We start from the raw sequence: 12,681 nt of genomic DNA, 5'->3' as shown, positions 1-12,681 counted from the left end.
AAAAATCTATTGAGATAAATTAAATCTTAATTGTCCACCAAAGGCTGTAGAAGCTCGCTTAAATGCAGTGGTTACACGTGGATCATTGATAGTTCGGTCAAAATAAATAGTCAGATTCAGGTTTTGGTTGATGACATAGCCAATCGTCGGTCTGATCTGAATGTTCAAGTTTCCATTTGTGACAGTGCTGCTCTCTTCAATTTTTCTTTGCACCTGTCTCGTGTCCACAACTTTCATATCCATTCTTAGCGTCAAATCATTTTTGAGGATAGTTTCTCTTCCCTGTATTTTAAATGGAATCTTCATTCCTGATTTGATATAGCCTATGTTGATACCAAAATCATTGGAACGCTGCTCTGTGACTTGCGCGTTGGAGAAGTTCAAACCTAAATTCCGCTCCTTATTATAGTTGACTGTAATATTCAATCTGTTTTTGGTTAGCAAGTCAACTCCAATCAATGGAGCAAATCTTTCTGAAAGCACTACCTGATTGAGGACATAGATTGGGATAAATAGTCCTTCATCATTGATCTCGTTAGGTAATCTGGTTTGCTGTAAACTGTTAAATAATTCCAGTCCTTGTTGGTATTGCAATGAATTGGAGAAATTGCTGGCATCATAAGTAGAGGCATAGCCGTGGGAAATATTTATGCTGCTGAAAATATCACTCAGGCCTTTCAGTCTTGACAAACCGGTATAATTGACTCTCCAGTTAGGGACAGGGATTTTCGGGAATGGATTCAAATCAAACTCATTTGGATCTTTTCCTTTATAGGCAGCCAAGAAAGATGGTACTAGTACATCCTGACCATTAATTCCATACTCTCCGGCAGCAGGATTGGCAGCATCCAGTCTGGATTTGAAAATAGCTCTATTGGATTCGAACTGACTGAAAATAGCTGAGTTGTTTCGCTCATCATCTCTTGCGAAGCTAGTCCCAAGAAGTATAGTAGTCACAGAATAAGACTGCATGTTTCTGGTAGGACTAATAGATAAATATTCCCCCGGATTCTCCATGGAGTTCCTGAATATTTCTTGGTAATCCCCAACTTCCCGTTTATCAGCATTCAGTGTAATCGTGAAATCTCGAACAGGCCTCACCAAAGCCCCAAATCTCATGTTCACAGCTCTATTTTGCCTGAAAGGTTGGGTTAACTCGGCGCTTGGAGCCATGACTCCCCGCATGGCTAATTCTGTTCTTATTCTAGGATCTTGGCTTCCAAAAAGGAAGGCTAACCCAGGATTGGTAAAGGCCCTGTCCATTCCCAATAATCCTGTATTGGGAAGATAACCTGGGAGGAAGGTTCCTTCAATCACCCCATAATTGAAAGTTACTTCCTTCACCATCATTAGTAACTTCAATATTTTATTGGTAAAAGGGGTTCCAATCGTATCCTCAGCATTGACAGTATTTCTGCCAGGTATGCTCGGTCTCGCAGGAGCATTCAGCGCCGAAAGCTTTTTGTTTTTGTTGTAAAGTCGTACTAAATCCAATTTCCCGTTGATAGTTTGCTCACGGGTATTTTGAATAGTATTTCCCAAGGTATCTCTTTGGCCTATGGCTCCAGTAAGCCAAGAATAAGTGGTATTGTATCGGTAATCTGAGCGCACCCAATCTAGAGCAGGTATCTTCGAGAATGGAATGGTGTAGTTTAGATTGACCGTATGATTATAATTCGTCCTTCTTCCAAAATTCCAAAAATTGGTTCGGACTGAGTCTATCTTTTCCTGTGTGTCCAAATCTCCCTGGGGTTCATCGATGACAGCCATCACAGTGCCGGTATAATCCACCCTTAGATTTTTGGTCAAATCCCAATTCAAGGTGTAGAACCTATTCATGAAAAATGACTTTTGGAATAAAGGATCCACACCACTGGTACTCAATTGATCATTTCTGTATTGTGATCTTAGGAATCTTCTATCTACATCCAGCCTTGCAAGTATCAGACTTGGGGAAAGGTTCAGATTGAAATCTTTGATCAATGATAAGTAAGGTTTGTTGAGAGCCCCTGAGCTTTTGAAAGGCTCGAAATTCAGAGGCTTGGGTGAATAAGAATAGGTAACATTTCCCCTGTTCGTTTTGAAATCGTATTGCTGTATTTGTGCGTTGGTTTGAGATACCATTCCTACAGCGTAGGAAAAGGAGAAATTACTGATATCATAAAAACGTGCCGGAGCCTCAGGATTGGATTTGAGTTTTCGGACATTATTGAAACTTATATTTTTTCGATTCAATTGATCCAAAGCAATTTGCCTGTATTCATCCCGTTCATCATCAGTTTCAAATTTCCTCAGTGCCAATTCAAATGGCACATCAGGATTTAATGGGTCATATTCAGGTCGGGTGGTTGAATTTTCCACACTGAAATACATGGGAATGCTGACTCCCAATTGCTCTGGAAGTAGCTTGTCTACATTGACATTGGTGGAAATATCGTATTGAGTAGTAGCCTGTCTAGCTCTTTGAGAAAGACGAGTTTCCAGCCCTCCAAAGCCAATGCTATTATGTCTTATGGATGCCGAAACCACGGCCAAGTCAGCAATTTTGGCATTGATATAAGCATTGGCAGCCCAGCCATTAGATTTGGTAAATCCTGTTACTCTCAATTCATTGGCCCAAATACAAACACTTCTACTTCCTCCCACTCCGGTACCTGGATTTCTTACCCCGATCATGCTGCCTTGGGTTTGATTCAGTTCAGGTCGACCTACCACAGTCACTTTATATTGCCTTACTGTTTTAGAGTAGGGGAGATTGAGCGGAACTCTCATATTATCCCGCTCAATTTTTACGTCCACAATTTCTTGAATGGCGATGTCAATCTCGTTTTCCAGTGGCCAAATCTGCCTTGGATCTCTCGTTCCCTTTGGAGTAATAATCAAAGGAACTTCTATTTCATAATAGTTATCTGTATAATCCGTTCCAATTCTCAGGAATGCTGTCAATTCACCATCCAAAGCATCTTCACTGTCCGCGTGGAAGAACATTTTGATTCGCTCAAACTGAACCAAATCCAAAGTGACATTTTTAAATACTGCACGGGCATCTCGGGCTGCTAAATCTTCCACGCAAACTCTCAAAGACTGCTCATTCAATCTTCTCTCAACAGTGGAAGTATTGTCTCTGTCTCTGACAATTCCTGGAGGGAGTACATAAGGGCTTTGGGTATCACTTCCTTGCGAATTTTCTTCAATCCCTACCACATCCACAGTGACATTGGAATTGTCTGGCTCAGGAATTTCAAAAAATCCTCTCTCAAAAAGAGATTCCTGGAATACCCTCCATTGACTTCCAATCATTCTAAAATTAGCCATACGCAATACAACTGGCTGACTAAACCCTGTCAAATAGGTACGCATCCATCGAATAGACTTGAATCCTGTGATATCACCCTGTGTGCGGTCAGGCTGGCGAACAGGAATTCTAAAGAGATACCAATTCACAGTTTCTCCAGCCTCAGTATGGGTTACTTTGTCTACAATATAATTTTGACCTACTTCCAGGTTGCCTGGTCTTAGGTCTATTTCGTACTCGTAATAATTTTCAAGTTCGTTGATGGTATTATCGGTATTCAAATCCTCGTTGTCAGGATTATTGGATCCTGAAGGGGTGTAAGGTAAATTTTGGTTGGCGGTAACTGGAGAGTTTCCTTCCATACCATTAAATTTCTTGTAACGCTCCAGAATTTTGACATTGTTTTGGTCAAACTGCTCGTCCAAATAGTACTGAAAAAGATCTCCGGAAACGTCCTGTCTGATTTGATTCAAAGCCTGTGGAGTTACGCTCAGCCTATCCAAAAACCTGGATTGGAAAAATGCAGCCTCATCTTCATTCTTCAAGCCATCCAATCCTACATCCTGATTTTGTCTGGCTGTTTCAGAGTTATCAAATGCCGGAAGCAAAAACTGTTTTCTTGTAATTCTTCCCCATTCATTAATTCGGGTTTCTGAAGGATCTCCATCTGCAGGCAATCCATTTTCAAAGGCATGGCTTCCATCTTTCATGATGTCCTCAGAAATGTCTCCCAAATTCAGGAATAGCTTTCCTCCCGTGGTGTTATTGGTATTGAAAATTCCATCCAGAACTCGTCCATTTTCACCTTGAATAAATGGGTCCAAAAGCCAGAATTCCACATATTCTATATTGGTTCTATCAAAATCCACTTCCGTGGTAATAGCTCTCGTTACCCCTCCGTAATTCAGTTCCGGATTAGGTAAAAGTCCATCTGCAGTTAAGTTAGGGTTGTAATTATACATCCCTCTTTCACTTGGAAAATAGGCCATTTCAAAAAGCGGCTCAGGTGTGATGATCACATCTCTATCCTGTTGAGGGAAAATTTCCTGAGGAACTACTCTTCTGACATAGTGGTTTCGGCGATCTTCCCGAGTGATGTTGGAAGGCACTCCCGGTCCATTTTCTCTATAGAAAATATTGTCAATATTGTACCAAGCCACTCTTGCTCTTCTGTAGGCAGCTCCGAGATTATCTTCAGTTTGATTACTTAAATCAAATCTATTGTCCGGAGTAGCAGGAGTGGAGGCTAGCTTCCAGTTTTGGTTCGCTGCACCGCCCAAATTGAATGGAGTGATTGCTGCTTCGAAATCGTCAATATATGATGCTTGTTCTCCATTGACCCTATTGGATGTACCCGGAATCAAATGCGCAAACTCACCGCTGATTTGAACCAAGGATGTTTCTTTGGTATCAGTAAATGGCAATGCATCAGCCAGCTTGGTCAAGAATCTTGACTCATCTGAGAAATTGGCATCCAATCCCCAAAGGCTATTCCTCAGAGTCTCATTACCGGTAGCTATTCTGGTGACATTAGGCCTTTCATTCAGATAAAGGAATGTACCGCCAACATTGAACTTGTCATTAAATAGGTAATCCAAACGGGTACCGAGCAAACTTCGTGTCTGGAATGAAACCAAATCTGCCTTTTCAAAGCTGATATTTAATTGCTTTCCGGATTCTAAAATCGCATTATTGATGATAACAAGTCGACCTACATTGTAATCAATAGTAAAGTCTACTCCCTCGGTTAGAGGAATATTACCAGCCATGACTATGACTGATCCAGGAGAAATATTCAATCCCGGTAACTGAATTTCACTGGCCGAACCTGCAGTCAATCTACCTTTAATAAAATATTTATTCAGTCTAGTAACTAGCTCGGCATCTGCTTGGGTGGTAGCGTAAAGCGTATCGTAAACATACTTTTCTCTCAAAACCGCCTCACTCGGAAGGAATTGGGAGGCAAGATTGGAGCCGAAAGGTTCCAGTTTAGGGAATATCAATAGCCCCCGACTGGAAATCATCGTCAGTCCTTCTACAAAATCAAAGTTTCCATCTGGAGCCGGGTCATTTTGTGGATTGAGATTATCTAAGCCCGTCAATCGAATCAGAGGGACATCTTTTACATTTTGGCCTTCTAAAAGGGAAGGGTTGTCCAAGCCTGTTCTATCATCTCTATAGATCACCTGAAGTTGGAAGCCATCTCTCAAAATTTGACTGGCATTGAGACTATAGACGTTTTTCATCATCAAATCCCAGGTTGGAACTCGGGTATTGATTCTTGCAGGTCTTAATAATTTGAGGAAAATCAACTCATCTTCTTGCCTGTTCTGGTAATCTTCTGTTAGTTCTCCGACTTTGTATACCTGACCATTATAGGTGTATTCGTAAGAAACAGCCAAGACTTCGTCATTTTGAAGTCTTCTAAAAAGTGAGATATAACCTAATTGAGGATTGAAAAAATACTCTGATTGTTCCAGTCTTCTGGCTCCGTTGATTTGCTCGAAGTCAACACCTTTTCTCAGCCCCAATGAACTTTCAATAGCTCGTGAACCTGTATCAAAAGGTCTAAAGGATGGGTTGTTTGCAATATTTTCAAAAAGCTGATTAGCTCTGTTTCCTGCCGGAGCATTAGGGTCTCCCGGGCCTACGTTTGGATTATTTGGGTTCAAAAGCCTGCGTCCTTCGCCTAGATCCATGAAAGCAGCGAAATTCCTCAGGGTTTCAGTATTGGCTGCCCGGTTCATGATATACACCTCAATTCTGGTAATATTCACTCCCGATAAGACCTGAGGCAATCCTCTCAGCCAGCGCTCATAATTATCTCTAAAAAAGTGAGAAAGGAAAAAGTGTCGGTTTTCATCATAGCGGGAAGCCTGAATTTCAAAGGATCTCCCCTGACCATTTGCATCGATCACCAAATTATCCCTCCGTCCTCTTTGAGTGGATGCCACAGCAGTGACGTTTAGCCTACCAAATTGCATTTGGGTTTTAACACCAAATAGATTTTGAGCTCCCTGAATTAGTCTATTTTGAACCGGCATAGAAACGTTACCGATTTCTATGGACTGAATGATATCTTCTTCAAAGCCGTTGAACTCTAATTTCATTTGATTTTGGAAATCAAAGGAATTGTTTGAGTCAAAGTTTGCGGCGATTTTCATTTTTTCACCCAAAGAGCCATTGACAGCCATTTGAATTTGTTGATCAAAATTGAATCCCCCATTACGCTGCTGCCTGATTGGAAGTGTAGGGTTATCTATTCTTCTGAATATGGCTCCAAAATCCAGATTGACGTAACCTGTAGGAGTGATGTTGATTTCACTGCCACCAAAAATTCGGTCAAAGTTAGGACTTACTGTCAGGGGAGGTATCAATCCTCTTCCTTCTACAGCACTTTCTCCATCTCCACCTCTAGCACGGCTTCTCCAATAATCTTGTCTGACTTTATATTCCTGAATTTTTGAGAATTGGTCAAAATCGTACTCTTGTTCATTCCCAACACGGGTACTGTCAAGTTCATCTACAATATTATATCTCAGGGTAGAGTCAATTTTGACCTCTACATTTTGATCAATGATGGGGCTCGGTAAAAAAGGAGAGGAGGGACGTAAATAAGGGTTCCTACTGGGGAATAAAGGATTGGTCCTCATGTTTTGCCAAAGCAAAAACGAGGGAGACATTCGTCTCTTGTTGAGTGAGTCGATTCGAGTCTGTGTCGTGTCGGCCTCTGTTTGTTGGGCCTGAGTGGGTGATAAACTCAGAAACAATCCAAACAGGATGAAGCAAACAGGCCAACTGCCTCGAGACCTTCCCCTGCAAAAAGTCAGTATCCTCCGAAAGTTCAATCCAAGTTTAAATTATGTGGTCTTTAAAGATGCTTTAATTAAATCTTCTAAAGAAATTTCTCCAGTGGTTTTTTTGAGCACCTGAGTGATATTTTTCTCCGCAGCCGCTTTTGGAAAACCTAAAGTAATTAAGGCTTGTAACGCCTCCTCACGTAATTTATTGCTTGATTTTAAAAATCCCAAAGAACTAGTAGAAACATCTGATCCGGATTTGCTGACTTTGTCTTTCAACTCAAGAATAATCCGCTGAGCGGTCTTAGCACCAATTCCTTTGACATGTTGAATAGTAGCTACATCACCAGCTAATATTGCCTGTTCGATTTCTTCGGAGCTCAAAGATGACAGAATCATTAAGCCGGTATTTGGTCCTACTCCGTTGATCGAAATCAGCAATAAAAAAAGACGCTTTTCATCCTCCTCTTTAAATCCGTAGAGTGTGTGAGCATCTTCCTTAATATGTAAAAAGGTGAGGAGCCTGATTTGCTCCTCATCCTTGATTTTACTGTATGTCTGAAGGGAAATTTTGACATGATATCCAATTCCTCCTACGTCAATGATCACATAGGTAGGGTCTTTGAAAACCAATTTTCCTCTCAAATAATCTATCATGGTCTACCTGCAATTTGTGCATCCACTACCGCTATAGCCACCATGTTGACTATCTCTCGGATGGAACTACCTAACTGTAGAATATGTACAGGCTTGTTCATACCCAACAAAATCGGCCCAATTGCTTCAGCATTTCCTAGTTCAGCCAAAAGCTTGTATGCGATATTTCCAGATCCCAAATCTGGGAAAATCAGGGTATTGGCCTTTTTGTTGATCAATTGGGAGAATGGATAAACATCTCTTTGGATCTCTTCATTCAAAGCCACGTTTGCCTGCATTTCACCTTCTATGATCAAGCCTGGGAATCTCTGTTTTGCCATGGCAGTTGCTTTTGCCATTTTCTCGGCGATTTCCCCTTTAGCTGATCCAAAATTGGAGTAAGATAAAACAGCAACTCTAGGCTCAATATTGAAGAATCGAACCGCGTCTGCAGTCAATCCAATGATTTCCACCAATTCTTCCGCTGTTGGATTCAGGTTTACTGTTGCATCCGCAAAGAAGTAAGGGCCTTTATCGGTATTCATGATATACATCCCGGCCACTCTCTTGGTTTTATCCTTTACTCCAATTGTATGAAGTGATGGAAGAATAGTCTTTGGATAATCTCTAGTCAAACCTGAGATGAATGCATCCGCCAAACCAGTTTCCACCATCATGGCACCAAAGTAGTTTCTTTGAGTTACGAGTCTGGAGGCGTCAGCCAAGGTCATACCTTTTCTTTGACGTTTTTTATACAGAATATCTGCAAACTGAGAAAGCTTCTCGCTTTCCTCCAATGGATCAATGATTGTTACATTTTGCAGATCTAATGAGTTTTCTTCGATCAAAGTCAAGATTTTAGCTCTGTTACCAAGCAATATCGGGTTGGCTATTTTCTCATCCCGAATGATCTGGGCAGCCTTCAATATTTTGCGGTTATCGGCTTCTGCGAATACGACTTTCTTAGGATCTTTCTTAGCTCTGGAAATAACCACTGACATCAATCGCTGATCGATACCAATTCTTTCCTGCAGTTCCAGTTCGTAAGCTGCCCAATCTTTAATTGGATTCTTAGCAACTCCTGAGTCCATTGCCGCCTTAGCTACTGCCGGAGCAATAGTGGTGATTAGTCTTGGATCAAGTGGTTTTGGAATCAAATAGAATCGACCAAACCCTAGTTTACTTTCACCATAAGCTTTGTTAACGATATCTGGAACTGGCTCCTTCGCCAACTTGGCGATTGCTTTGGCAGCTGCCAATTTCATTTCTTCATTGATTGCGGTAGACCTTACATCCAAAGCTCCTCTGAAGATATATGGGAATCCCAATACGTTATTTACCTGATTAGGATGGTCAGATCGGCCAGTAGCCATGATCACATCCTCTCTAGCTTCAATTGCCAAATCATAGGCAATTTCCGGATCAGGGTTGGCTAGCGCAAATACAATTGGATTTGCAGCCATCAATTTGATTTGGTCCTGGGATACAATATTACCTGCCGAAAGACCTAAAAATACATCTGCTCCTGCAAGTGCATCACTCAAAGTGCGCAAGTCTCTATGGGTAGCAAATTCTTTCTTGATATCATCCAATTCTGGTCTATCCTGACGGATTACACCTTCTTTGTCACACATCACCAAGTTTTCACGCTTCACGCCCAATGACATGTAGAATCGGGTACAGGAAACAGCTGATGCTCCAGCACCATTTACCACCAACTTGATTTCGGAAATATCTTTTTCAACTATTTCCAAAGCGTTGAGAAGTGCAGCTCCGGAAATAATTGCTGTTCCATGCTGATCATCGTGCATGACAGGAATGTTCATTTCCCGCTTAAGAGTCTGCTCGATTTCAAAGCATTCAGGAGCCTTGATATCTTCCAGGTTGACTCCCCCGAAAGTAGGCTCTAAGGATCGGATAATTTCGATTAATTTTTTTGGATCCTTTTCATTGATCTCTATGTCAAAAACGTCAATTCCTGCGAATTTTTTAAAAAGAACGCCTTTTCCTTCCATTACGGGTTTGGAAGCCTCTGGCCCAATATCTCCCAATCCCAGCACCGCAGTACCGTTTGAGATGACAGCGACAAGATTTCCTTTAGCCGTGTATTTGTAGACATTTTCTACATCAGCCTCAATTTCCTTACATGGTTCAGCTACTCCTGGAGAATAAGCCAAAGCCAAGTCCATTTGACTGGAAAGGGGTTTGGACGGGATTACTTCAATTTTCCCGGGAGAACCTTGAGTGTGATAATTTAGTGCGTCCTCCTTGCGAATTTTAATTGCCATATAAGCCGAATTATTTGGGTTTTAGGCCCCTTGATCCGGAATCCAGCTTACATCTGTATTGAGCAAAATGGTTTCAATTTCACGAAGGGCGTCCCGATGAACTTCATTGGGATAAAATACAAAGCCTTCAATGTAGTATAATTTACCCTTTTTCTCATCAACCATGAGATAACCCAGGTAAGAACCGCCCATACTGATGTTGTTGGTCTTCCAAGAAGCCCTTATTTCGGTGGTAAAATTATCATTTATCACCATGTTTCGGAAAGCTGGAACGATTTGTTTTTCAGTTACTACATAAGAGGTAGGATCGTCAGGATCGCCAAAAATATGATTTCTTGCTACTGAGTCTCTGATTTTCAGGATGTTTTCCGGAAAAGTCTGCTCTTCTGAGACATAATCTTCTACATGAAAAAACAGGCTGATATCTGCACGATTGGCGGTAGGGGTTGGCTGTCTTACCCATAAAAAGTTAGGAACAGACTTGGCAACTTGGTAAGAAGCGGGAATATTGATCTGTATCCCTAAGTTTTTCTCTGCCTCTGCATTGGCAGCTGTATTTTTTCTGGCTAGGATGATTTTTTCCAATCTGCCTCTTTCTCTTACCTCGAAAAGGTTCTGTAATCTATCTCCGTTCTTTTTTAGATTTTTTACCAGTTGCTCTTCCGTATTTCCAAAAAGGTATAATACCTCCTGACCAACTGCATATTCATCCTCAACTCTTAAGGAATATAATGAAGGGTCATTCAGGGCCTTTTCTTTGGACTCTTTTGAAAACTGAGCATTGATTACCTGAGAAGATGAGCCTCTATCATCAAAAGTGGTTACATAAATGAGGTTAGTGGACATTTTGAGCATTCTGGTCATTGCTCGTGGATCCACGGTGTTTACTTTGAACTTGCTCTCAGATCTTACCATGCCTGGCAAGTCTGCCTCAAAAATGTCTTTTAATGCATCTCCAACAGGTCCTGCATACTTGGCAGAATCTATTACTAAGATGATTTCCCCGATAGAACCCCGGGCTTTAGGTTTGGTACTGTTGGAATTGCTTCCTTCGCTTGAGCAGGAAATCAATAAAGTTCCTAGCAAAAGAATTCCTATAATTTGTGAAAGGGTTTTCATTCAGATTTGGTTTGATTCTTGGGAGATTCAAAATAAATACTTTCCAATCGGAAACCTGAATGCAAGCCCATCTTTTGGCCTTTGTTAAAAAAAATTAACAGTTTCCGGAGCTTTCAAGCCCCTGATATCAAAATTGTATTATCCGATGATAAGTTTTTGACCTGGCTTGATATTGTTTGAATTCAAATTATTCAGGCGTTTGAGCTGCTCCACTGTTAGGTTTGCATGTCTCTTAGAAATAATCCAAAGGGAATCTCCTGGCTGCACTGTGTAAGTTCTTTGTCCATTTGAATTGGTACTTGCCTGTGCTATTCCTCCTGAGTTGGAACCCGAAGAGGTGTAGAGTGTAAGGGTTTGTCCGACGCGGATCAAGTTGCCGGAAATCCCATTCCAAGCTCGGATTTGAGAAACTGTCACACCATGTCTACTGGCAATTGTTCCTAAAACATCTCCAGATCTTACTCGATAGGTAATTCCATTTCTCTGGATTTCCTCTGCTATAGATTCCACAGACTGTACTATAAGTTTATCTCCAGCGGCCAAATCTAGGGGTGCATTACCCAAAGAATCACTGATCCAAGCCAGATTTTCCTTTACAAAAAGGGCTTTCGATTTTGGGATTCGGATCGCCATGCTTCTATTGGCTTCCGGAATTTGTCTGGTTTTGATGGAAGGATTCAACTTCTCCAAATCAGGGATACAGAGGTTGGTCAATTCAGCCAGCTTATCCAGTGTCATTACCCGATCAAACCTGATTTTTTCATATGCAGGGGAGTAGGTAGGCTCTTCAAGATGAAAGTTATGTTCTTCCAAATGATTTAAGATGTACAGCATAGCCTGAAACTGCGGTACGTATCCGCGGGTTTCTCTTGGTAGGTAATTGTAAATTTCCCAGAATGTCTTTTTTCCTCCTGATCGTCTGATGGCTTTTCTTACATTGCCGGGACCACAATTGTAAGCAGCCATGGCTACTTCCCAATCTCCAAACATTCTATACAAGGACTTCAAGTATTTTGCCGCCGCATCAGTGGACATTTCAGGATCCATGCGATCATCCACATAAGGATTGACATCCATTCCATACATTCTTCCAGTGGCTGGCATAAATTGCCACAAGCCCATGGCCCCAACCCTAGATCTAATCTGAGGATCCAAACCCGACTCTATGATGGAGAGGTATTTTATTTCTTCAGGCATATCATGCTTGCGCATGGTTGCATCAAAAAGTGGGAAAAAGAGATCTTTTCTGGCCAAAACCATTTTGGTGTAATCTCTATTTCTAACCGTGAAATATTGGATAAATGAAAAAATTCTATCATTCAGCTCAAAAGGCATATCGGTTTTCATTGCCTTAATTCGCTTATCTATCTGATCGTATGTGAAGTCAGGAATGTATTCATAATGATAATTTGGCTGCACATCATCTTCTGAAAAGGGAGCAGCAGCAATAAGCTCATCGTCCTGTGAATAAGCATTTGTCAGGAAAATCAAACAAGAAAAAACTGAAAGTGTGATTGTTCTGAACAAAGTCTTTTTCATCATG

Annotated in this window: 5 protein-coding genes; all 5 read right to left on the bottom strand. The window is 41.2% G+C overall.

Translation table 11 applies throughout. The features are described from left to right. Positions 1-6: 6 nt before the first annotated feature. The gene (sprA, locus tag GYM62_RS11450) at positions 7-6,948 is read right to left on the bottom strand and encodes a cell surface protein SprA (RefSeq protein ID WP_255590357.1); all 6,942 of its coding nucleotides are present in this window, start codon (positions 6,946-6,948) and stop codon (positions 7-9) included. A 207-nt stretch (positions 6,949-7,155) separates the two neighbouring features. Further along, entirely contained in the window at positions 7,156-7,752 is a 597-nt protein-coding gene (gene ruvA / locus GYM62_RS11445) for a Holliday junction branch migration protein RuvA (protein ID WP_091649564.1), read from the bottom strand. Continuing rightward, positions 7,749-10,019, bottom strand: a complete 2,271-nt coding sequence (locus GYM62_RS11440; RefSeq protein WP_144604245.1) for an NADP-dependent malic enzyme — start codon at positions 10,017-10,019, stop codon at positions 7,749-7,751. Before GYM62_RS11440 ends, ruvA begins: the two co-directional genes overlap by 4 nt. Positions 10,020-10,040: 21 nt before the next feature. Next, complete coding sequence (locus GYM62_RS11435) at positions 10,041-11,138, bottom strand: DUF4837 family protein (RefSeq protein ID WP_091649569.1); 1,098 nt, start codon at positions 11,136-11,138, stop codon at positions 10,041-10,043. Between the two features lie 138 nt (positions 11,139-11,276). Next, entirely contained in the window at positions 11,277-12,680 is a 1,404-nt protein-coding gene (locus GYM62_RS11430; RefSeq protein ID WP_250161299.1) for a LysM peptidoglycan-binding domain-containing protein, read from the bottom strand. Position 12,681: the final 1 nt, after the last annotated feature.

The sequence above is a fragment of the Algoriphagus sp. NBT04N3 genome (genome assembly GCF_019443765.1).
Lineage (GTDB): Bacteria > Bacteroidota > Bacteroidia > Cytophagales > Cyclobacteriaceae > Algoriphagus > Algoriphagus ornithinivorans.
The sequence above is the reverse complement of the archived record's forward strand: the minus strand, read 5'-3'. Positions and strand labels throughout refer to the sequence as shown.